The sequence below is a fragment of the Rhodococcus sp. WY5 genome (assembly GCF_018588185.1).
GTDB classification, from domain to species: Bacteria; Actinomycetota; Actinomycetes; order Mycobacteriales; family Mycobacteriaceae; genus Rhodococcus_F; species Rhodococcus_F qingshengii.
Genome location: NZ_JAAMPR010000001.1, coordinates 4,834,619 through 4,857,079 on the forward strand (window position 1 = coordinate 4,834,619; position 22,461 = coordinate 4,857,079).

24 protein-coding genes are annotated in these 22,461 nt (G+C 60.5%); 6 read left to right on the forward strand and 18 right to left on the reverse strand.

The window, feature by feature from the left end; genetic code table 11:
• Nucleotides 1–15 precede the first annotated feature (15 nt).
• The 6 genes from G4D79_RS22285 to rpsB form a co-directional block, all read right to left on the reverse strand.
• Nucleotides 16–744 carry a class I SAM-dependent methyltransferase gene (locus tag G4D79_RS22285; protein ID WP_054827408.1) on the reverse strand — a complete coding sequence of 243 codons (729 nt, stop codon included), beginning with the start codon at nt 742–744 and terminating at the stop codon, nt 16–18.
• Nucleotides 745–750: 6 nt separating this feature from the next.
• Entirely contained in the window at nt 751–1,647 is an 897-nt protein-coding gene (locus G4D79_RS22290; protein ID WP_003942673.1) for a phosphatidate cytidylyltransferase, read from the reverse strand.
• 48 nt (nt 1,648–1,695) lie between these two features.
• Nucleotides 1,696–2,253, reverse strand: coding sequence for a ribosome recycling factor (gene frr / locus G4D79_RS22295; protein ID WP_003942777.1), 558 nt, complete (start codon nt 2,251–2,253; stop codon nt 1,696–1,698).
• 43 nt (nt 2,254–2,296) lie between these two features.
• Complete coding sequence (gene pyrH / locus G4D79_RS22300; protein ID WP_003942722.1) at nt 2,297–3,025, reverse strand: UMP kinase; 729 nt, start codon at nt 3,023–3,025, stop codon at nt 2,297–2,299.
• A 200-nt stretch (nt 3,026–3,225) separates the two neighbouring features.
• Nucleotides 3,226–4,053 (reverse strand): translation elongation factor Ts, encoded by an 828-nt coding sequence (gene tsf / locus G4D79_RS22305; RefSeq protein WP_007734877.1) that lies wholly within the window; start codon nt 4,051–4,053, stop codon nt 3,226–3,228.
• Nucleotides 4,054–4,205: 152 nt separating this feature from the next.
• Nucleotides 4,206–5,063: a 30S ribosomal protein S2 gene (gene rpsB, locus G4D79_RS22310; RefSeq protein ID WP_214514395.1), complete on the reverse strand. Its 858-nt coding sequence runs from the start codon at nt 5,061–5,063 to the stop codon at nt 4,206–4,208.
• 313 nt (nt 5,064–5,376) lie between these two features.
• Here rpsB and G4D79_RS22315 point away from each other — a divergent pair, with 313 nt between their 5' ends.
• A complete protein-coding gene (locus tag G4D79_RS22315) occupies nt 5,377–5,871 on the forward strand; it encodes a M23 family metallopeptidase (RefSeq protein ID WP_231915103.1) in 495 nt (164 codons plus the stop codon).
• Between the two features lie 25 nt (nt 5,872–5,896).
• Here G4D79_RS22315 and G4D79_RS22320 read toward each other — a convergent pair whose 3' ends face one another.
• Both G4D79_RS22320 and G4D79_RS22325 read right to left on the reverse strand, forming a co-directional pair.
• A complete protein-coding gene (locus tag G4D79_RS22320; protein WP_003942711.1) occupies nt 5,897–7,006 on the reverse strand; it encodes a MinD/ParA family protein in 1,110 nt (369 codons plus the stop codon).
• 123 nt (nt 7,007–7,129) lie between these two features.
• Complete coding sequence (locus G4D79_RS22325) at nt 7,130–8,056, reverse strand: tyrosine recombinase XerC (RefSeq protein ID WP_003942767.1); 927 nt, start codon at nt 8,054–8,056, stop codon at nt 7,130–7,132.
• An 84-nt stretch (nt 8,057–8,140) separates the two neighbouring features.
• Between G4D79_RS22325 and G4D79_RS22330 the strand changes: the two genes are divergently transcribed.
• Nucleotides 8,141–9,313, forward strand: a complete 1,173-nt coding sequence (locus G4D79_RS22330) for a multidrug effflux MFS transporter (RefSeq protein WP_007734871.1) — start codon at nt 8,141–8,143, stop codon at nt 9,311–9,313.
• Here G4D79_RS22330 and G4D79_RS22335 read toward each other — a convergent pair.
• The 5 genes from G4D79_RS22335 to G4D79_RS22355 all read right to left on the reverse strand — a co-directional run bounded on the left by G4D79_RS22335 (nt 9,310) and on the right by G4D79_RS22355 (nt 14,183).
• A complete protein-coding gene (locus G4D79_RS22335; RefSeq protein WP_030535667.1) occupies nt 9,310–10,080 on the reverse strand; it encodes a siderophore-interacting protein in 771 nt (256 codons plus the stop codon). The two genes, G4D79_RS22330 and G4D79_RS22335, sit on opposite strands and share 4 nt — an antisense overlap.
• Before the next feature lie 293 nt (nt 10,081–10,373).
• The gene (locus G4D79_RS22340; RefSeq protein WP_003942721.1) at nt 10,374–10,733 is read right to left on the reverse strand and encodes an Lsr2 family protein; all 360 of its coding nucleotides are present in this window, start codon (nt 10,731–10,733) and stop codon (nt 10,374–10,376) included.
• Nucleotides 10,734–11,194: 461 nt separating this feature from the next.
• Entirely contained in the window at nt 11,195–12,322 is a 1,128-nt protein-coding gene (dprA, locus tag G4D79_RS22345; protein ID WP_214514396.1) for a DNA-processing protein DprA, read from the reverse strand.
• Nucleotides 12,319–13,827 carry a YifB family Mg chelatase-like AAA ATPase gene (locus G4D79_RS22350; RefSeq protein ID WP_075832962.1) on the reverse strand — a complete coding sequence of 503 codons (1,509 nt, stop codon included), beginning with the start codon at nt 13,825–13,827 and terminating at the stop codon, nt 12,319–12,321. Before G4D79_RS22350 ends, dprA begins: the two co-directional genes overlap by 4 nt.
• A complete protein-coding gene (locus G4D79_RS22355) occupies nt 13,827–14,183 on the reverse strand; it encodes a YraN family protein (RefSeq protein WP_054825518.1) in 357 nt (118 codons plus the stop codon). The genes G4D79_RS22350 and G4D79_RS22355 overlap by 1 nt, the downstream gene beginning before the upstream one ends.
• Before the next feature lie 266 nt (nt 14,184–14,449).
• On the opposite strand from G4D79_RS22355, the gene G4D79_RS22360 reads away from it, so the two are divergent.
• Nucleotides 14,450–15,184: a hypothetical protein gene (locus tag G4D79_RS22360; protein ID WP_030535439.1), complete on the forward strand. Its 735-nt coding sequence runs from the start codon at nt 14,450–14,452 to the stop codon at nt 15,182–15,184.
• Between the two features lie 1,352 nt (nt 15,185–16,536).
• Here the strand turns inward: G4D79_RS22360 and G4D79_RS22365 are convergent.
• The gene (locus tag G4D79_RS22365) at nt 16,537–17,352 is read right to left on the reverse strand and encodes an AraC family transcriptional regulator (RefSeq protein ID WP_214514397.1); all 816 of its coding nucleotides are present in this window, start codon (nt 17,350–17,352) and stop codon (nt 16,537–16,539) included.
• 144 nt (nt 17,353–17,496) lie between these two features.
• On the opposite strand from G4D79_RS22365, the gene G4D79_RS22370 reads away from it, so the two are divergent.
• The 3 genes from G4D79_RS22370 to G4D79_RS22380 all read left to right on the forward strand — a co-directional run bounded on the left by G4D79_RS22370 (nt 17,497) and on the right by G4D79_RS22380 (nt 20,083).
• Nucleotides 17,497–18,504 (forward strand): iron-siderophore ABC transporter substrate-binding protein, encoded by a 1,008-nt coding sequence (locus tag G4D79_RS22370; protein WP_250887563.1) that lies wholly within the window; start codon nt 17,497–17,499, stop codon nt 18,502–18,504.
• An 81-nt stretch (nt 18,505–18,585) separates the two neighbouring features.
• On the forward strand, nt 18,586–18,804 hold the full coding sequence (locus G4D79_RS22375; protein WP_003942716.1) for a hypothetical protein: 219 nt from the start codon (nt 18,586–18,588) through the stop codon (nt 18,802–18,804).
• A gap of 97 nt (nt 18,805–18,901) precedes the next feature.
• Entirely contained in the window at nt 18,902–20,083 is a 1,182-nt protein-coding gene (locus G4D79_RS22380; protein ID WP_214514399.1) for an RtcB family protein, read from the forward strand.
• Between the two features lie 84 nt (nt 20,084–20,167).
• Here G4D79_RS22380 and G4D79_RS22385 read toward each other — a convergent pair whose 3' ends face one another.
• From G4D79_RS22385 to rplS, 4 genes are read right to left on the reverse strand one after another with little or no spacing between them, the layout of a single operon-like run.
• Nucleotides 20,168–20,473 (reverse strand): DUF2469 domain-containing protein, encoded by a 306-nt coding sequence (locus G4D79_RS22385; RefSeq protein WP_003942715.1) that lies wholly within the window; start codon nt 20,471–20,473, stop codon nt 20,168–20,170.
• A 37-nt stretch (nt 20,474–20,510) separates the two neighbouring features.
• Nucleotides 20,511–21,191 (reverse strand): ribonuclease HII, encoded by a 681-nt coding sequence (locus tag G4D79_RS22390; protein WP_024487346.1) that lies wholly within the window; start codon nt 21,189–21,191, stop codon nt 20,511–20,513.
• 50 nt (nt 21,192–21,241) lie between these two features.
• Nucleotides 21,242–22,045, reverse strand: coding sequence for a signal peptidase I (gene lepB / locus G4D79_RS22395; RefSeq protein WP_172403453.1), 804 nt, complete (start codon nt 22,043–22,045; stop codon nt 21,242–21,244).
• Nucleotides 22,046–22,100: 55 nt separating this feature from the next.
• The gene (rplS, locus tag G4D79_RS22400; protein WP_003942791.1) at nt 22,101–22,442 is read right to left on the reverse strand and encodes a 50S ribosomal protein L19; all 342 of its coding nucleotides are present in this window, start codon (nt 22,440–22,442) and stop codon (nt 22,101–22,103) included.
• Between the last annotated feature and the right edge of the window lie 19 nt (nt 22,443–22,461).

Consider the following 22,461-nt stretch of genomic DNA (forward strand, 5'->3'; position numbering starts at 1 on the left):
CTTTTGAGCCCGCCTTCACGCAAGTTCGAGTGATCGTGGTTTGGACCGAACATGGATCCGGTATCGCACCGTGAAGCCCAATCCCGTTACTTGCGAGAACGCACGCTCGGCAGTCTTCTCGGTGAACTCGATTCCGAGTACCCGCCGCATATCGTCTCGATTCTCGAACTCCCATCGGGTCTCGACGCGCGTGAGCGAGAATCCTTGAGCCTCGAAGAACGCTTCGACCGCCGCGGGATCGTATTTGGGCAGATCCGCCCTCATCCACTCCCCGTACGGGCCGGCGCTCACATCGAGATCCACGATCAGCAAGACTCCCCCGGGCCTCAGGATGCGCATGGCCTCACGAATTCCCGGGCCGCAGCCTTTTCCGAAGAAGTACGCCGTACGGGCATGAACGAGATCGACTGAAGCATCCACCAGACCCGTGGACTCTGCTGAACCCTGGACTACGTCGATCGACGCCGAATCGCGGGTTCGTTCCCGCGCGGCCCTCACCAGCGGTGCGTGCGGCTCCACTCCGACAACACGACGGGCAGTACGAGCGAACTCCGGTAGATGGAACCCCGCCCCACAGCCGACATCGACGACATCGCGTCCAGACCAGTCGACCTGGGCTCGCATCGCGGCCCAGAGGGAACCGTCGACGTCCTGCGCACGGTTCTCGATTTCGTACACGTCCGGCCAATGCCAGATGTTCGGACTGGGGATCGGCTTGGAACGGCCTGAGAAGAAATCACGCACGAGAAATCAGACGAGTGCGTACAGAATCAGCCAGGTGACAAATGCCGACGGCAGGAGTGAATCCAGGCGGTCCATGATTCCGCCGTGGCCGGGAAGCAAGGTTCCCATGTCCTTGATGCCGAGTTCACGCTTGATCTGCGATTCGATCAGGTCGCCGACCGTCGCGACTACCACCAGGACGACACCGAGCAGGACGCCGATCATCGAATTCGCGTCGAGGATCAACGTCACCGAAAGCAAACTGCCGATGACGCAGAAAATGAGGGATCCGACGAATCCCTCCCAGGACTTCTTCGGGCTCACAGCGGGCACCATCGGATGCTTCCCGAACAGCACTCCAGCCGCGTAGCCGCCGATGTCGGAGCACACGACACCGATCATCAAGACGAAGACGCGACCGGGGCCGTCGTCTTCGAGCACCATCAACGCACCGAATGACGCCAACAGCGGGATCCACGCCAGAACGAACACCGTGATGGAGGTGTCTCGCAGGAAGTTCTTCGGGGTCGCTTTGAGCCCGTGGTCGAACAACCGCCACACCATGCACACCAGGACGGTTGCGGTGAATCCGCTGAGCACCCCGACCGGTCCCCACGGCCAGCCGAGCCAGATCGTGGCTTGCCCGCCGACGAGAAGGGGAATTCGCGGCACCTCGATGTCGGCTTCACGAAGCCGCGTGGTGACCTCCCACGTCGCGATGAACATCGCGATCGCAACGACTGCGATCCATCCCGGGGGGAGGAAGATCAAAGTGCCGATGACCAAGGCGCCGAGGCCAGCTCCGACGCCGATGGCGGCAGGTAGGTTCCTGCCCGCCTTCGACTTCGGCGGTTGCGCGCCCTCAGCGCCGCCCGTAGGCCCGTCCGTGACGGGACCACCGGCGGTTCCCTCTTGTGCGTGCACCCAAACTCCCTGATCTACTCCCGACGACAAACACTGCAAATGAGGAGGCTATACCTCCATCAACTCTGCTTCCTTGTGCTTGACGAGTTCCTCGACCGTGTGCACGTACTTCGCCGTGGTCTTGTCGAGTTCTTTCTCTGCGCGACCGACCTCGTCCTCGCCGGCTTCACCGTCCTTCTGGATCCGGCCGAGTTCGTCCATCGCCTTGCGGCGGATGTTGCGCAGCGTGACCTTCGAATCCTCGCCCTTGGACTTGGCCTGCTTCACCAGTTCACGTCGACGCTCTTCCGTGAGCTGCGGAACCGAAATGCGGATGATGCTGCCGTCGTTGGACGGGTTCACACCGAGATCCGAGTTGCGGATCGCCGTCTCGATCGCGTTGAGCTGCGAAGCCTCGTACGGCTTGACGATGACCATGCGGGCCTCGGGGACGTTGATGCTCGCGAGCTGCGTGATCGGCGTGATCGAACCGTAGTAGTCGATCACGATGCGCGAGAACATACCGGGGTTCGCGCGTCCGGTGCGAACCGAGCCGAGATCGTCCTTGGCTACCGTGACAGCCTTTTCCATCTTCTCTTCTGCCTCGAAGAGCGCTTCATCGATCACGGCTGTTCCTCCATGTTGTTCTGCATCATTTTTTGGGTGTCACTCACGACTTGATCAGGGTGCCGATCTTCTCACCGGACACCGCGCGAGCGATGTTTCCTTCGGTGAGGAGGTTGAACACCATCATCGGCATCGAGTTGTCCATGCACAGGCTGAATGCCGTCGCGTCCGCGACCTTGAGCTCACGTTCGATGACCTCACGGTGCGTGATCTGTTCGTACATCGTCGCGTCCGGGTCGAGACGCGGGTCGGCCGAGTAGACGCCGTCGACAGCCTTGGCCATCAGCACTACCTCGGCACCGATCTCCAGCGCGCGCTGCGCAGCAGTGGTGTCAGTCGAGAAGTAGGGCATACCCATCCCGGCACCGAAGATGACTACGCGCCCCTTCTCGAGGTGCCTGCGTGCGCGAAGGGGGAGGTACGGCTCGGCGACCTGGCCCATGGTGATGGCCGTCTGCACGCGAGAATCGACGCCCGCCTTCTCCAGGAAATCCTGCAGAGCGAGGCAGTTCATGACGGTGCCTAGCATGCCCATGTAGTCGGAGCGCGCGCGATCGAGGCCACGCTGCTGCAGTTCCGCTCCGCGGAAGAAGTTTCCGCCGCCGATGACCACTGCAACCTGTACGCCCGATCGAACGACCTCTGCGATCTGCTCAGCCACCTTGGTGACCACGTCGGGATCGAGACCGACTTTGCCGCCTCCGAACATTTCGCCGCCGAGTTTGAGCAGGACCCGCTTGAATCCTGGACGTTCGTTGGCTGGTTCGGACATTGTTCTCCTCAGTTCGATACAAGACCTTGTAGGTCCTTCATTCTTCTTCTGCCGCCGAATCGGACACCGCGGCATAGGAAAGCCCCCGGGACTCGTCCCGAGGCACTCTCATCCTGCCTCATCGGAGGCCCCAGGTACACGTAGACCCCGCCGGTAGAGCAAATGCTCTTCAGGCGGGGTCCATGTGTGCGGGCTCCGAATTAAGCGGAGGCGCCGACCTCGAAACGCACGAAGCGCTTGATGGTCACGCCTGCCTCGTCGAGGATCGCCTTGACGGTCTTCTTGGAGTCCGTGACCGAAGACTGCTCGGTCAGAACGACGTCCTTGAAGTAACCGTTGACGCGGCCTTCGATGATCTTCGGCAGTGCCTGCTCGGGCTTGCCTTCTGCGCGGGCGGTCTCTTCGGCGATGTGACGCTCGGAAGCGACGATCTCCTCGGGAACCTCGTCACGCGTGACGTACTTCGCCTTGAGTGCTGCGACCTGCATTGCAGCGCCGCGAGCGGCCTCAGCAGCAGCATCGCCTTCACCGGTGTACTCGACGAGAACGCCGACAGCGGGCGGCAAGTCGGAGCTGCGCTTGTGCAGGTAAACGGCAACGGGGCCGTCGAAGGAAGCGACGCGGCTCAGTTCGAGCTTCTCACCGATCTTCGCGGACTGCTCCGCAATGACGGTGTCGATGGTCTTGCCGTCGAGCTCGAGCGCCTTGAGAGCGTCGAGGTCAGCAGGCTTACCAGCAGCAGCGACGGTCACGATCTCGTCGGCCAGCTTGATGAACTCGTCGTTCTTGGCGACGAAGTCGGTCTCGCAGTTGATCTCGATCATGACGCCGTCCTTGGCGACGACGAGACCCTCAGCGGTGGTGCGCTCTGCGCGCTTTCCGACATCCTTCGCGCCCTTGATGCGCAGCTGCTCGACGGCCTTGTCGAAATCGCCGTCTGCATCTGCGAGTGCGTTCTTACATGCCATCATTCCGGAGCCGGTGAGCTCACGGAGCCGCTTGACGTCAGCGGCGGTGTAGTTCGCCATGATTAGCGAGCCTCCTCATGTGTCTGTTTCGGACCTAGGACTAACGGTGAAGCACGGCCTAACGGTGAAGCACGGCCTGACGGTGGTGCTCGGGCCTAACGGTGAAACGGCCCTGACCAAAAGAACTCTTGGTCAGGGCCGGTTTCAACGAATCAGGCCTCGGTGGCCGGTGCCTCTGCGGCGGGGGCTGCCTCAGCCTCTTCAGCCGGAGCTGCCTCAGCCTCTGCGGCCGGAGCTGCCTGCGAGAGCAGTTCCTGCTCCCACTCGGCGAGGGGCTCGCCTGCGCCGGCTTCGGGCTTCGCGTCCTTGTCGGCGCTCAGTCCTGCACGTGCCTGCACACCTTCGGCAACCGCGGAAGCGACAACCTTGGTCAGCAGTGCTGCGGAACGGATGGCGTCGTCGTTGCCCGGGATCGGGTAGTCGACGAGGTCGGGGTCGCAGTTGGTGTCCAGGATCGCGATGACCGGGATGTTCAGCTTGCGAGCCTCGGCAACTGCCAGGTGCTCCTTGTTGGTGTCGACGATCCACACCGCGGAAGGAACCTTGGCCATGTCGCGGATACCACCGAGGGTGCGATCCAGCTTGGTCATCTCACGCGTGAGCATGAGGATTTCCTTCTTGGTGCGACCTTCGAATCCACCGGTCTGCTCCATTGCCTCGAGCTCCTTGAGGCGAAGCAGACGCTTGTGAACGGTGGTGAAGTTGGTGAGCATGCCGCCGAGCCAACGCTGGTTGACGTAGGGCATTCCGACGCGAGTCGCTTCGGAAGCGATGGACTCCTGCGCCTGCTTCTTGGTACCGACGAAGAGAACGGTGCCGCCGTGGGCAACGGTCTCCTTGACGAACTCGTACGCCTTGTCGATGTACGTCAGCGTCTGCTGGAGGTCGATGATGTAGATGCCGTTGCGGTCGGTCAAGATGAATCGCTTCATCTTCGGGTTCCAGCGACGGGTCTGATGTCCGAAGTGGGTTCCACTATCGAGCATCTGCTTCATGGTTACGACAGCCATGGCTGTGTACCTCAAACTTTCAATCCGGTTGATGCAGGCGATCGGGTGATCCCTGCCCTGGCACCCGCACGGCCGTCGGACCTGTTTCGTGAGAACCAGGACCAGCCGAGGCCGGAAAACGTGCGCGGGCGCGCGAAGTCGGACTGTGCGAGCACAGACCGCTCGACAAGTGTACGTCCTCGTCCCCCGATGCCATAACCACCCCGGAAGCAACAGACCGAACCGGCGGTTGTGGATCGGCGGCTACCTTGTGGATTACCCGTCTGATCTGCATTGAAGCGTGCGCTACTCCACGCAAGATCAAGGAATGACGATGTTGCGCGGAGCTCGACGAGGCGTGGTCTTTGCCGTGATCTCCTGCTGTGTGGCCGTAGGCACGGCGTCAGCAGACACGCGATTCGACTGGCCGCTCGCTCCTCGGCCGCACGTGGAACGGGCTTTCGACAAACCGGCTGAGAACTGGCTGCCGGGTCATCGCGGGGTCGATCTCGGCGGCAGTGCCGGCCAATCCGTCCTCGCGGCCGGCGACGGCATCGTGGTGTTCGCGGGAGTGGTCGCCGGAAAGCCGACGGTGTCGATAGATCATTCCGGCGGCCTACGCACGACCTACGAACCCGTCACCGCAGTCGTTCGCACAGGTGAACGCGTCGCAGCCAGGTCCGTGATCGGAACCCTCGAAACCGGGCACGAAGGGTGCGCTGTCGAAGCATGTTTGCACTGGGGCTTGCGCAGAGGACGCGAGTATCTCGATCCACTCGGACTGGTTCGGTCGCAACCGCTCAGGCTCAAGCCATTGAAAGGAGGCTGATCGGTCGCAGAAATCGGTCGCAGAATCAGTGCCACTCGGAAACGGCGTGCCGACCCACAGCGTCCGCGAAGTCGTCGGCCACCATCGCTGCCAGTTCCATGAACGCTCGTCTGGTGGCCGGTCGCATCAATTCGAGGTCCATCACCGACCCCTCCGCGAGATGCTCGTCGAAAGGAATGACCTCGACGGCGCGGCATCGACGCATGAAATAGTCCACCAACGCGTCCATGTCGATGACGCTCGACCCGGGTCTGGCGGCGCTGATGACGACGACGGTCCGCTCGACCAGATGGCCGTATCCGTGCAACTGAAGCCAGTCGAGCGTTGCCGCTGCACTGCGCGCTCCGTCGATTGCCGGCGAACTGACCAGAACCAACGAATTGGCAAGATCGAGAACGCCGTTCATCGCCGAGTGCATGATCCCGGTACCGCAATCAGTGAGGATGATGTTGTAGTAGACCTGCAAGATGTCGATGACCTGGCGATAGTCGGCCTCGCTGAATGCCTCCGAAATCGCCGGATCCTGCTCACTCGCCAGCACCTCGAGACGACTCGACGACTGGGATGTGTGCACTCGAACGTCCGAATAGCTCTTTATGTCCGGTCTAGCAGCAATCAGATCGCGCACTGTCGAATTGGTCTGCAGCGGAACACGTTGTGCCAAAGTCCCGAAATCGGGATTGGCGTCAACCGCCACGACGCAGTCACCACGCAGCGAAGCAAACGTCGCACCGAGTCCGACCGTGACCGTCGTCTTGCCCACGCCGCCTTTGAGCGAGAGCAGAGCGACTCGGTAGTCGTTGCGGATCGGCTGCTCGATTCGGGCGGCCAGTGCACGGTTGCGCTGTTCGTTGGTCGAATCCCCCAGATTGACCACACCTCCGGTCGCACGATGCAATCCCCTACGCCAGCCGCCACGCGGCGTCCGTTTCGGGCGTTTCAGTAAAGCTTCGGCAACCAGATCCTGGTTTGTCACCTGCTGTTGGCTCGACGGTGGCGGTGGCGTGGACCAGACCTCTTGCAGTCGCGCCACAGGCTCCGGCGTCGGCGCCGGCTCGGGAGCCGGTTGCGGCGATTCGGACAGCCAGGCTGGTTGGCCGCTGTTCGGCAGGTGCTTCACATCTTGGCGGTTCACGAATCCCCCGGATATCGCATGTAATCGAGTGTCTCGATACGACGATCGAACTTTGCCGATTGTTCACTCTTCTGAGCTGCGACGCTACCAAATACCAGCCGAGAACTCGCGTCGCTCCACAAATCAGGCGCGCGGATGGGCCTGATCGTGGACGGATCGAAGCCGTTCGACCGACACGTGCGTGTACAGCTGAGTGGTCGCCAAACTCGCATGACCGAGGAGTTCTTGGACCACACGAAGGTCCGCACCACCCTCCAGCAAATGTGTCGCAGCCGAGTGCCGAAGCCCGTGCGGACCCATGTCGGGAGCCCCTGGAATTGCAGCCATGGTTTCGTGGACCACCGAACGCGCCTGACGCTGATCGAGCCGGCCGCCTCGAACTCCGAGGAGCAACGCTCGCCCGGACCGATCCGAACACAGCGCGGGTCGTCCGTGCTCCAGCCAGCCGTTCAGTGCCGATTCTGCGGGCAGGCCGTATGGCACCGACCGCTCCTTGTTCCCCTTGCCGAGAACACGAAGCAATCGTCGATCGGCATCGACCGACTCGACGTCCAGTCCACACAACTCGCCGACGCGAATTCCGGTGGAGTACAACAATTCCACGATGAGTCGGTCTCGCAGGGCGAGCGGCTCTTGTTGCTGCGCACCGCTTTCCGCCGCATCCATTGCGTCGAGGGCCTGGCTCTGACGCAGCACCGTCGGCAGCGTCCGGCGAGCGGGTGGAGCCGCCAGACGTGTGCCCGGGTCGACGGAAATGCGTCCGGTCTGCGCGAGCCACGCAGTGAACCCACGCGCCGAAGAAGCCCGTCGAGCTACCGTCGTACGGGCTGTTCCTACGGCATTCTGGGCGGCCAACCACGAACGCATGACACTTAGGTCGAGGCGGTCGAGATCTGCATTCTCCGAACCCGCGGAGAAATGGGTCAGCAATGCCCGCGCGTCACCGACGTAGGCGCGGATCGTGTGTTCCGACCGGCCTCGGCTCAGTCGGAGGTGCTCGGCATACGCATCGAGGTGAACGCTCAAGCTCGCCGGCAATGCGTCAGTCATGAACACACGCTCGCTCGCCGCGATTGAAACTGCAAGCTCCCTCGCCGATAGGGTTGATCGGTGAATCGAGCAATTCCTCTGAAGATGTTGTGCGTACTGGCACTGATTTCCGCAATCGCTCCACTGTCCATCGACATGTACCTGCCCGGCCTACCGTTGATGGCGGATGCACTCGACACTACTGCGGCCAGCGTTCAGCTCACGCTGACCACCTTCATGGCAGGCCTCGGAATCGGCCAGCTGATCATCGGTCCGATCTCCGACGGACTTGGCAGGCGACGAATACTGCTGGCCGCGACAATCATCACGGCACTGAGCGGCGCGGCATGCGCGGTGGCGCCGAACATCGAGTTTCTCATCGGTGCACGACTCGTCCAGGGCTTGAGTGGAGGCGCTGCCATCGTTCTTGCCCGCGCTTGTATTGCCGACCGAGCGCGCGGCGACGACGCAGCGAAGCTCTTCAGCATCATGATGATCATCGGCGGTATCGCTCCCGTCGTCGCGCCACTGATCGGCGGCGCACTTCTCGGCCCCGTCGGATGGCGCGGAATCTTCTGGGTCCTGGCTGTCGCGGGCGCCGTGATGGTGGCTGGTGTCGTTTTGCTCGTTCCCGAGACACTTCCGCCCGAGCGACGCCACGGCGGCGGATTGAAGGCCCTGATCTCGAATCTGCGATACGTGGTCCGCAATCGGCACTACCTCGGATATGCGCTCGCATTCGTCTTCGGATTCGGCGCCTTGTTCGCGTACATCTCCGCGTCACCGTTCGTCGTTCAGAACGTTCTCGGGCTGAGTCCGTCACAATTCTCGATCGCGTTCGCAGTGAACGCCACCGGAATGGTCACGGCAGCGATGATCACCACTCGCCTGCTCGGTCGCGTCGGAGCACGCACGCTGCTGCGTTTCGGGGTGTGCCTACTCCTCATGGGCGGCGCCGTATTGTTCTGCACCAGCGTGGTTTTCAGTTCCACGAATACCTGGTTGATCTTGGTCCCACTGTTCGTGGCAATTTCGAGCATCGGGTTCATCATGGGCAATGCGACCGCTCTCGCCCAAGGAGAGGTCACCAACGCGGCCGGGACCGGTTCAGCGCTGATGGGAGCGGGCCAGTTCGGCTTGGCGGCGCTGGTTTCGCCGTTGGTGGGAATTGCGGGAGAAGACACGGCAGTTCCGATGGCAATCGCAATTCCCACCTTCGGAGTTCTCGCGGCCGTTGCGCTCGTGTTGCTGACTCGCGGCACGGCCGCCGCGAGTTAGTTTTCGGCCGCGGCGAGTTCGGACTTCCAGACCCGGAAGCCCTCTTCGGTGCGACCACGACGCCAATAGCCGGAAATAGAAGCAGCCGACGCCGGGACATTTCGTTCCTTGCGAATGTACGGTCGGAGGTTGTGCATGACGGCTTGTGCTTCACCGTGAATGAACACGTGCGGTTCGCCCGGCAACCATTCGAGTGCCTTGACCGCGGCGACAACCGGAGCGTTGTCGCCCGCTAATTCTTCGCCGACCGCATCGGACGATGCCCCGCGATGTAGCCAGGTCACGGCAATACCTTCTGGGGCATCGAGCGCGATTTCGTCTTCCGGTCCCCCGACTTCGACAACGGCGTAGCCGACCGCATTCGGCGCCAATCGCGCTATCGACGCGGAAATAGCGGGTATTGCGGTCTCGTCTCCGACGAAGAGATACCAATCAGCGGTTGGTGACGGCAAAAACGCGCCACCAGGTCCCCGCAGAGTAATCTCAGCGCCCGGCTGAACTGACGCGGCCCACGGACCTGCGACACCCATGTCGCCGTGGACGACAAAATCGATTGCAATCTCTTTGGCATCAAGATCGTACGAACGAATCGTGTAGGTGCGCAGTGTCGGCTGATCAGGAGTGCCGAATTCGATCTTTACATAGGAATCGCTGTATTCGCTGGGAGTGAACGACTCGAAGCCTGGTCCCCCGAGAAACACTCGTACCATATGGGGGGTCAATTGTTCGGTCCGCAGAACCGTCAATGCAGTTGTCGGCTTGGCCACAGAAAGATCCTTCCGAAAGTTAGTGTTACCTAACTAATGTACACGACAATTGCAGCACGAGGGCGAAATACCTCGCCGGCGACTCCACACAGCGCTCTGTCGACCTTTGTACAGAGCGAAAGAAACCGACCAATCTGCTGGGTAAATTCGGTGCTGTTTAGACGAATTATTTGATCTGCTTCACACGGACGACCTGTCGGACAAAGCTGTCCGAGAACTCGGCAAAGCAACAGTAAAATACACCTCTGGCTCCCGGCGAGTTCGCCGAGAGCCAGAGGTGTATTTAATTCAATCTAGTGTGCAGCGTCGAAAGCGTCGATGATTTCCGCTTTGATACGCCCACGCGGAGCAACTTCGTAACCGTTCTTACCTGCCCAGTCACGGATGGCCTGGAGCGTCTCCTTGGAGCGTCCGGAACCTGATGTGGCCTGCGGAGATGCAGCCTGAGCCTTCTTGCCACGCTTCCCGCTCACCTTCGCAGCAGCCTCGACGAACGGCTTCACCGCAGCGTCGAACTTCTCTGCATTGGTGGCGCGCAGATCGATCACGTAATCCGTTCCCTGGTAAGAGAACTCAATTCGATCACCGAATCCATCGTCAATCGGCTTACCATCAAGGTCGTCGATGAGTTGCCGAATCAGCTTCTCAGCCATTGCACTCCTCTTTCAATGATCGATTCAATTCTCCTTCACAATACACAGATAGAGCGTTGATGAACAAAAGAAGTTCGAAAGCCTTCACCGTTTCCGAACAGACTCAATGGTCCGAATTAGCAGCGGGTTAGCGGCATTGCCTCGACCGAACACGACCCTGAAAATTCTGCACATTCATCCCTCGGATGCCGGGTGTCAATCAATGCCCGCCGTCATCGTGATCCAGACTAATCGGACTTCCATGCACATTGACCTGAGGTTTTCCTGAGACCCGTCGAACTTGCAGGTCGGGTCGGCGAAACGCATCGAGAATTACATTGCACACAGTCGAGCAAATTCGTGAAAAATAGCCCTGACGTGGCATTTCCGATGCGCTGCGGGTATTGACGATTCACGGTCTTCGCAAACGATTAGTGAGCATCGCCACGCGTGGTCTGACGGGCGCAGAAGTAGTTCACGTACTACCGCGTCCGAAACCAACCACTGGAATCAGAACTTGCAAATCCCTCCAGTTCGAGCAGAGGAAGAGTGGCACGAACCTGAGCTATGAGCAATCCCGATTCCTCGGACAACTCACGCGTACTGCGAGACCCCGTTCCCGGCAATGCTTCGTATACCAATCGAGAATTGCCTCGCAATGCGTCGATGTCACGCGTCGCGGCTGCATCCTCCGCGGAATCCCCGACTCCAAATGGGCCTGAAGCTTCGACTACATCCACGGCATTGGAAGCGAGTTGCGCTTCACCTTCGCGGATCATCCGGTGACATCCGGTCGACGATGCCGAGGTAACCGGTCCGGGCACCGCCATCACGGGACGGCCTAACTTCCGAGCCCAATTGGCGGTATTGCGTGCACCACTGCGCCAACCCGCCTCGACCACCACTACTCCGTCCGACAACGCAGCTACCAGTCGATTCCTAGCCAGAAACCGGAACTTTGCAGGTGTTGTGCCCGGCGGATATTCACTTATCACTGCACCCGAACTCGCTATCTGTTTGAGTAGTCGCGCATGCCCTGACGGATACGCTCGATCCACGCCACAGGCCAAGACAGCCAGTGTGTTTCCACCTACGCCCAATGCAGCGCGGTGCGCGGCCCCGTCGATACCGAAGGCCGCCCCGGAAATCACGGTCCATCCGTCGACAGCCAGGTCACCGGCAATCTCTGCCGTCACGTGTTCGCCGTACGCAGTAGATGCCCGCGTGCCCACAATTCCAACCGATCTCTCGGTCAGATCAACCAAATCCCCGGACCCCAACACCCACAACACAAATGGTGCCGTCTCACCCCCGGAAGGATCGAGTCCGTCAAAGGAAAGCATTCGCCACGCCGGCCAATCGGCGCAGTTCGGTGTTATGAGTCTGCCACCCATCGCCTCCATCAGGTCGAGGTCTCGTTGGGCTGTGTCGATGTGAGCGCGGGCTCGCGTCTTCTCCTCGATCGCGGGTGGCAGATCGCCGTTACGAACCGCCCTCGCAGTTTCTTCGACCCCGAGCTCGTCGATCAACATGGACATATACGCGCTAGGACCCTGCACGACGCGGGACAGATATGCCCAAGCGAGTAGTCGTGGATCGTGTGCAGTCATTGGAATCCCCTGTCTCGAAAGTCGAGTGCGGTGACAACTTGGTCTGGTCCGGGCATCGGCTCACCTGCCAGATCAGCGACACTCCAGGCAACCCGCAACGCTCGGTCCGCCCCACGAGCAGTGATGACACCTTTACGCAGCGCCCGTTCCACCGGTGCCAGCGCTGCACGCGAGAGTCTGAACTTCTGTCTCAACGCCGGCCCTGGTACCTCCGCGTTGGTCCGCCACCCGTACTCACTCCACCGCTGGGCTGCAGTGTCTCGAGCCGCCGCCACGCGCGCACGAACATCGCTGGTGCTTTCCCCCACTTCGTCGATCAGCGCTCCGGTTGCTACCGCCTGCATCCGGACCCTGATGTCGACTCGGTCCAACAACGGGCCAGACAATTTCCCCAGGTAACGGCGACGCGCCGCGGGTGCGCAGACGCAGTCCGCGTCTCGCGGCGGCGCGCATGGGCAGGGATTGGCGGCCAGGATCAGCTGGAACCGCGCCGGGTACCGCGCAACTCCGTCCCGCCGGGCGATTCGCACTTCCCCGTCTTCGAGTGGCGTGCGTAGCGCTTCGAGCACCTTCACCCCGATCTCGGCACATTCGTCGAGAAACAGCACGCCGCGATGGGCGCGGCTGACCGCACCAGGACGAGCCATCCCACTACCACCACCCACCAGCGAACTGACCGACGAACTGTGATGCGGCGCAATGAAAGGCGGCATATCTATCAACGGCCGATCCTCCGGCAACACCCCCGCCACCGAATGAATCGCCGTCACCTCCAACGACTCCCCCTCCGTCAACGGCGGAAGAATCCCCGGAAGCCTCTGCGCCAACATCGTTTTCCCGATCCCCGGCGGACCCGTCAACATCAAATGATGCGCACCCGCCGCAGCAACCTCGATCGCCCACCGAGCATCCGTCTGCCCGACAACCTCACTCAAATCACGCACCGTCACCACATCCGCACGCTCGAAAACATCAGGAACAGCCAGCGCCAACTCACCACGCAACCACCCGATCACCGCAGACAGATCGTCAGCGCCCAGCACTTCGATCCCCTTCACCAGGCCCGCCTCAGCCAACGCCCGAGCTGGAACCACCACAGTCCCCCACCCCGCCCGCTTCGCCGCAAGCACCGCAGGCAACACACCACGCACCGTCCGCAAACGACCGTCGAGCGCCAACTCCCCCAAAAACACAGTCTCCCGCAACAACTTCCGCGGCAACTTCTTCGCCGCATCGAGAACCGACAACGACAAAGCCAAATCGTAAACACTGCCCACCTTCGGCAACGTCGCCGGCGACAACGCCAAAATCACCTTGCTGTCCGGCCACTCCTCACCAGAATTGGTCACCGCGGCCCGAATCCGATCACGCGACTCGTGCAACGCAGTATCAGGCAGCCCTACCAAATGCACCGCAGGCAACCCGCGCCCGATATCCGCCTCGATCTCCACGATCTGCCCGTCCACACCACTGACCGCAACAGAATGCGCCCGCCCCAACGCCATCAGAACGCATCCACAAAATGCTCGACCGAAGGCACACCGTCCCGGCCGATCAACACCGCCACCACATCGAAGCGCACCCTCGACCACGACCGACCCGAATCAGTGAGCCAGTGCATCGCCAACACCCGAATCCGACGCTGCTTCGCGAACGTCACCGACTCCGCCGGACTCCCGTACCCGACACCAGAGCGAGTCTTCACCTCCACGAACACAATCCGATCACCGGACGTCGCAACAACATCCAACTCGCCGTACCGACAACGCCAATTACGTTCGACAATCTCCAAACCCGCATCGATCAGGAACTCGACAGCCACATCCTCGCCCCGAGCCCCCAACGCCATATTCCTCGCCATCGCAGCCCCCACCACTCACACGACCGCGCGCCCGCCCCATACGAAGCGCGTCCCAACCACCACCCTCAACCCACCACCACAAAACCAAGCCATCCGAAAACAACCTGTTCACAACTCGGAACCTGTGGAATTCGGCAGCGCGACACACCAACGGCGACCCGAAACCTGACAATTTTCTGAAATCAGCCACATCTTGGACGAAAGTCCAGTAGAACTAGTTACAGTTTTGCTCAAACCGTCACGCACCCCGCTGAATGGAGTTCTACATGGCCCGCCGCTCACTTCGCCACGCAGTAGCAACCACTACATCCCTCGTTCTCATCGCCGCCGGCGTCACTGTTGGACTTGGAGCCTCGGTGGCGCAAGCAGCACCGGCATGCGCGCTCAACCAGTCGGTCACCGACAGTTGGGCCGGTTCCCTCGGGACGCCGTACACCGTCAGCAAGGAGGTTGTCGGCGACGGCAAGGTCGCCCCGGGACAGACGGTCACCTACCTGACAAAGGTTTCCGGTTCGGGAGCACTCGTCAATCAGATCCGCGATTTCCACCCGGCAGGATTCCAGCTGGTCAAGGCTCGCCTGAACGTCAAATGGCTTATCGGCGACCAGAAGTGGGACGACGTCACCAAGACCGTCGTCGTCGGCAACAACTCCGTGGTGGCAAAGGGCGGCGGATGGACCACTGCTGGTGGCGGCATCATCGCTCTGGAAACCACCTACAAGGTTCCCGATAACGCAGTTGTCGGCTCTCAGCTCGACAGCGGCGCCGGCACCAACATTGTGCTGGCGGCGGGCGACTGGGACATCAATCCGATGGGCGTGTGTGTCACCATCCGGCAGCCGAACCCCGTCGAGGCCGGCGCCGGAAGCCTCGAAGACATGGGCTTCGGCTCGCTCAACTCCGGATCGGGCCAGGTATTCGGCTCCCTCACCGACCCGCAGGGGTCGATGACCAATGTCATCAGCGGTGTCCTGGGCAATGTGCTCGGCAACATGAGCTGACTCAGTTCAGATTAGTAAATGGGCCGAGCCACCAGCATATGCTGGCAGCTCGGCCCATTTCAATGTTCTGGAAGTATCTTCGCCGTTGAAACCATCAATCACTTCCGGCGTTCCGACACCGAAGGTAGAAGCTTAGACATCGAACTGCGGTCTGGATCGCTCGAAGAGACAAGGCCATGACTTCACAGATTGGTACTAATCTCCAAAATCGAACTACCTACTGGTTTATCCCCGAGGAAGGCACACCCATTTTTATTCTATGCGTACCGTCCAGGCGGTCAACGTCGTAGAGCCACTGCTCCGCCCGCCAGCTCGATTTACAATTCGTTTCGAGGTAGACGGACAACCTATTGGCGAGCATGTCTGACTTTGAAGCGACAGTCGACCTGCACGAATTTTCCTATGCCGACAACTTAAGAACTCCGCGAAACTTTCACTTGTATAGTTTGTCTGACAGATTGCAGTTGCAATACAACTCACCCACAAACTGCGCAGCTCCCACAGCAGAAAGTTGGTTCTCAAGTGACGCAGCCACCCAACTCTCCATCTGACCAACCGAACCAAGAGCCCCGACCACCGGAATACTGGCTCGCTCAGCACCAAGCACCGTCGCCAGAATCGGATCAACCTTACGAACCCCATCCCGAGCACGAGACAGATTGGCGATTCGCTGGTGTACCGCCAGTTGGATTCGTACAGGCCGACTCTCCCCTCCCTTCCAACTACATGCCAAATATCGTGGCAGCTCTACTTGCATGTTTCGGGATAATCGTCGGAAGCCTCGGTCCATGGGTGACATTTCTCAACTTCTCAAAGTCTGGTGTCGACGGAGACGGCGTCCTAACACTCGTTCTCGGCGCGGTAGCAGCAATCGCACTGTTCACTATTCTATCTAGAGGAGGAAAGGCCAAATTTGGAGACCGGTGGGTCGCGCCAGCGGTAGGCGCAATCGCGGTCGTGATCGGAATAATCGACGCCATGAACGTTTCAGATGCAGAAGCGACGGTTTTTCGCACCACCGTTTCTCCATCGATCGGGTGGGGGCTTTGGGTTGTCCTCCTTTCTGGCGCAGCATTGTGTGTTACGTCTTCTACGGTTACGCAGATCGTCGGAAAGCGCTCACGATGAGGACATTTCTGATTTTTGTCTAATCGCCATCAAAATGCTGCCGTAACCGATTGACCGATCGTCGAGACGCAGCCCTGAACGAAGAATCCGATGCCAATGCCGACTCTCAGCCTCCGCAAAGCCAGCCTGGGTGTACTGAAGACTGCCACCCTCAGCATTTAGCCTGTCGACGCGAGCACGATCTATCAACTATCGTCTCCGAGTGTGCGACGTGGGTTTCCAACTCAGCGACTCACTGCATCAGCTTTCCCACCGTACTTGGCGGGCGTCGTACCGAAGGTTTCCCGAAATGCGGCGATGAACCCACTACTGGTCCGGTAACCCACTTGCGGGGCAACGTCATTGACACCCTCACCCCGCGCGAGCATCTCGAGCGACGCATACATTCGGGCGCGAGTCCTCCACTGTCCGAAGGTAATCCCGGTATCGGCGACAAAGGCTCGCATCAAGGTCTTGGAACTGACCCCGAGTTCGCCCGCCCACTCCCCCAGCGTCCGTGAATCTGCCGGATCGGCAAGGATGCGGGCAGAAACCGAACTCGCCGCAGCATTGCGAGGAACCGCGAGGACGTCGTGCCGTTCGGGCGCGGCAGCAAGAATGTCGTAGAGCAACTCCTGACTCATCAACCGCCGAGCATCGTCGATGGTCCGATCTGCGAGATGGCGCAGCAATTGAGCGGACAGAGCATCGACTTCGAGAACAAGTGGCTGAGTCCACCGCAGCCCGGTAGGGCGTAGATCCGGACGCGCATAGGCCGCAATCATGCACCCCTCCGTCAGAAGTGTCATGTCGTGGAGAACGGTGCCCGGCAACCAGACCAAGTGCTCGCTGTGCAGGTGCCACACATTGCCTCCGGCAGCGATCTGCATCGTCCCTTCACTCATCCAGGCGATCTGATGCTCGGGGTGTCGATGAGCTCCGTACGCAGTCACTCCGTCGACGACGTTGGTGTAGACCTGAAAATCTTTGAATGTCCGTCCGCGACTATCGGGTAGCGCTAGCAAGGACTTTGGACGAGTCGAGTAACCAATAGTGGACATTTTGCGTCTTTCTGGGCGTATCCGAGTCCATTCTGAAGGATGGACCGACGATCCTGCAAAGGTTAGCCTCACTTTATTGCTGACGCGACCAGTTCAGCACTTCACGCGGAACTCAGATCACTTCGCCCACCACTTCGAAGGAGCATGCACGTGCCCTCACGTAGCACCCGAATCCTCGCCGCCTTATTCACGACGGCCGCGATCATCGGGTTCTCGACCGCCTGTGGAACCTCGCAAGGCGTCGACACCGCATCAGCGCGCCAGAGCAACGGCGCATTCCCCGTGACGATCGAGCACGCACAGGGTTCGACGACAATCGACGCCGCACCACAGCGCGTCGTCACACTCGGATACACCGATCACGAACCACTGCTCGCCTTGGGAGTTGAACCCGTAGGCATGGCCGAATGGTGGGGGTCCGGCATGGATGAAAGCTGGCCGTGGACGAAGGATTACTGGAAGGGAAAGACTCCGACCTACATCAACAGCGGCGGAGACTTCAACTTCGAGCAAATCGCCTCCCTCGCACCAGATCTGATCCTCGCGCTGTACGCCGACATCGACACGGAGACCTACAAGAAGCTGACCTCGATTGCGCCGACTGTCGCGCAGAGCAAGGACTACGACGCGTACACAACGCCGTGGACCGACATGACGCTCACCGCCGGGCGCGCCCTCGGCAAAGGACCACAAGCTCAGCAACTGATCACGGATACCGAAAACGCGTTTGCCGCCGCCCGCGCTGCACACCCGGAGTTTGCCGGGCAAACCGCAACGATCGTCAACCTCGACACTCCCGAGGGCTACGTGTTCTCGTCGCACGACCCACGCGGCATTTTCCTCTCGTCACTCGGGTTCACCCTCCCCGCGACCGTCGACGCATTCGTCGGCGACCAGTTCGGCGACTGGATGCCGAACGAGCGATACGACATCCTCGAACCCGTTGATCGTTTGATCGTGATGGCCGACCCGGAGGGAGAGAAGGCCCTCGCCGGCAACACGCTCTACCAGCGACTACCCGCCGTGAAGAGCGGAAATGCGATGGTCGTGCGGTACACCGCAGATCCACCCGTCGGCGCGGCGATGTCCGGCAATACCGTCCTGAGCATTCCGTATGCCATCGACCAACTGACAGCCACGTTGTCGAAGTAAACTACAGGGCGGGTATCGAAAATATGTTCGAAGAGTGTTAGCCTCGGGGTCAGGAAGCACTCACGGACATCGAGGATCACCATGGACGAGGTACCGGACACCGCGTTAGATCTGGCTCGACTGGTCGACGAGCTGACGGTTCTCGACCAGCGACGCGTCGACATCGGCGAGAGTTTGGTTCATCTCGAGTACCTCTACTCCCAGATGGGCGCACGGCAACAAGCAGATGCTGCCCGAAAAGCCTTCCAGGAGAAGTACGTCGGACGAATCTACGAACTCGCAGACGGCCTGCGAACCTGAAAAGGGGTTGCACACAACCACTGACCGAGCGCATGGTCATTCCTGCACGACACACCGGACCGATCGGTTCGGCTGTGAACTATGTGGGAGAAATCTGATGGAGAAGATCACCAAGAGGCTGTGGAACTGGGCATCGATACTCGACGAAAACACTCGCGAGCAAGCGCTGCGCACGTCCCAGATGCCTTTTGTCCGTCCACATCTGGCGCTTATGCCGGATGCGCACCTCGGTGCGGGAGCGACGGTGGGTTCGGTCATTCCGACGGAAGGCGCAATCATGCCCGCCGCCGTCGGAGTCGATATCGGCTGCGGAATGATCGCGGTCAAAACCCAGTTCAACGCACGCGACCTCCAAGGCCGCGACCTGAGCGTACTTCGCCGCAGCATCGAACGCTCCGTCCCGCTCTCGGCAGGTGTCTACAACAAGGCGCTGAGCGACACGGCGAAAATCCGCATCACAGAACTCGAGGCAATGGCGGGCGATCGCCTGGCCTTCTACGACAAGTTCAAGAACAACTGGAGGTTTCAGCTCGGAACGCTGGGCTCTGGTAACCACTTCATCGAGGTGACGCTCGACGAGAGCGACGGCGTCTGGCTGTTCCTGCACTCGGGAAGCCGCGGTATCGGAAACAAGCTCGCACAGCATCACATCAAGATCGCCAAGGACTTGTGCGAGCGGTGGTACATCAACCTTCCCGATCCGGATCTTGCCTACCTGGTCGAGAAGACACCCGAATTCGACTCGTACATCACCGATCTCAACTGGGCTCAGCACTTCGCTCTGCTCAACCGCGAAGAGATGATGGACCGCGTCGTGAAGGACTTCGCGCATTTCATGGGAGACGGCAAGCCCGCGATCATCGACGAAGTCGAGCGGATCAACTGCCACCACAACTTCACCCAGAAGGAGTTCCACATGGGCAGGGGTGTGTGGCTGAGCCGTAAGGGTGCGATCAAGGCAGACGAGGGCACACCCGGGCTCATCCCCGGTTCGATGGGGACGGCGAGTTACGTCGTCGTCGGGAAGGGAAACGTACCGTCGTTCAAGTCCAGCCCCCACGGCGCGGGTCGGGTGTACGGACGTAACCAGGCACGCAAGACCTTCACCATCGAAGATCTCGACAAGGCAATGGTCGGCATCGAATACAAGCGTTCCGCGGCTTTCCTCGACGAGATCCCGGGTGCGTACAAGGACATCGACGTCGTGATGGACGACGCGAAGGACTTGGTCGAGATTCGACACACGCTGCGTCAGATTGTGAACGTCAAGGGCAACTGACCCCGCACAACTCCGCGAAATACGAAGTGCCCCGCCGATATCGGCGGGGCACTTCGTTGTCGAGATCAGTTTGGCAAGCGCAGATCAGTCAGGAAGGCGCAGATCCGGCTTGTCCAGCTCTTCGATGTTGACGTCCTTGAAGGTCACGACGCGTACGTATTTCACGAATCGCGCCGGGCGGTACATGTCCCACACCCACGCGTCGGACATCCGCAGCTCGAAGTAGATCTCCCCGTCTGAATTGTGGGGCAGCAACTCGACCGTGTTGGCCAGGTAGAAACGTCGTTCGGTCTCCACGACGTAGGAGAACTGTCCGACGATGTCCCGGTATTCACGGTAGAGCGACAGCTCCATCTCGGTTTCGTACTTCTCGAGATCCTCGGCACTCATCGGTTTAGCCAGTCCTCCCAGTTCGTCTGAACGTCCATCATCCCGTACGGCCCGCGCGTTGTTCCAACCGGACTCCCGCAGCCACCACGTTGGCATAGGTCATGCGGTGCTCGGGGCACGGCCCCAGCTCGTCGAGTGCGTCCATGTGCAGTGGCGTGCTGTATCCCTTGTGAATCGCGAAGCCGTATCCCGGATGAGTGTCGTCCATCTCGGTCATCACACGATCTCGGGTCACCTTCGCGAGAACGCTCGCCGCGGCGATACATGCAGCGGCGCCGTCACCGCCGATGACCGGTAGCGACGGAGCAGTCAGACCCGGAACCCGAAAGCCGTCGGTGAGGACGTAACCCGGCTCGAGGTCGAGGCCCGCAACCGCTCGTCGCATCCCCTCGATGTTGGCGACGTGGATGCCGATCTGATCGACTTCCGCAGCGGGAACAGAGATGACACTCCACGCCAACGCCAAGCGCTTGATCGCCGGGAAAAGCTCCTCGCGCGCACGTTCGGTCAGCTTCTTCGAATCGTCGAGCCGCGCGAGGGCTGCTTGCGGTTTCGGCGCCAGGACACACGCTGCAATGACAAGTGGACCAGCGCACGCTCCGCGCCCGGCCTCGTCGACGCCGGCCACCGGACCGAGTCCGGTTCGCGCCAACGCAGACTCCATCGTCCGCAGACCTGCCGATCTGCGAATGACAACGCGAGGGGGCCAACTACTCACTGTCTCTGCCTACTCGGAACTACGCGAATCCATGTGTGCGGTCCGACAACTCAGTTGCCCTGAATATCAGGCGCATCGATGCCGCCCATTCGCGACGGGGGAAGAACGATGAAACGAGCTTGACCGATGATGTTGTCGATCGGGACGGTTCCCTGGAACTCGTCGTCGACGTGGTAGCGCGAGTCGGCGGAATTGCTGCGGTTGTCACCCATGACCCACACGTGGCCCTCGGGAACGGTGATCGGTCCGAAGCAGCGGCCCGACTTCAATTCGGTGTCACACGTTTGCGTTCCCGGAGTGAACGGGAAATCCATCTTGATGTACGGCTCGTCGAGCGGCTTGCCGTCGACCAGGACTCGGCCCTGCTCGTCGCAGCATTCGACGGTCTGGCCGCCGGTAGCGATCACTCGCTTGACCAAGTCGTTCTCGTCCGGCGGAACGAGGCCGACCCACGAACCGACCTCTTGAATGCCGCGGACGACAACGTTGTCGGACCGATTGGACACATATTTCGTGTTCCACGAATCGGGTCCCTTGAAGACGACGACGTCGCCGGGTTCCGGATCGCCGAAGCGGTATCCGATCTTCTCCACCACGATGCGGTCACCGGTACATCCCGCACAGCCGTGCAGTGTCGGTTCCATCGACTCGGATGGGATGAGAAAAACTCTGAAGACAAATGCCTGAAGGACGATGCTGAGTACCAGCGCTACGCCGATCAGAACAGGGAGTTCTCGCAGAAACGATCGCTGTTTCTTCTGCGGCCGATGTGAGGTCGGTTCCGCGGAACCGCTTGATCCCTCGTGATTCTCGGGTCCGGACGACAATGCCTGCTCCTTCGAAGAATCTGCCACAGAAACCAGATTAGCCCGACACCGCGCGTACGCGGTGCCGGGCTCATCGGAAAGATCAGCGCTTTTCCTTGATCTTCGCCTTCTTGCCACGAAGCTCACGGAGGTAGTACAGCTTGGCGCGACGGACGTCACCGCGGGTCAGAACCTCGATGGAGGCCAGCGTGGGGCTGTGAACCGGGAAGGTGCGCTCGACGCCGACGCCGAAGGAGACCTTACGGACGGTGAAGGTCTCGCGAACGCCGCCGCCCTGGCGACGAATAACGACGCCCTTGAAGACCTGCACGCGCTCCTTGGAGCCTTCGATAACCTTGACGTTCACGTTGAGCGTGTCGCCGGGACGGAACTCGGGGATGTCGTCGCGGAGCGACTTTTTGTCCAGGAAGTCCAGGGTGTTCATATGTCATCCTTGTATTTCG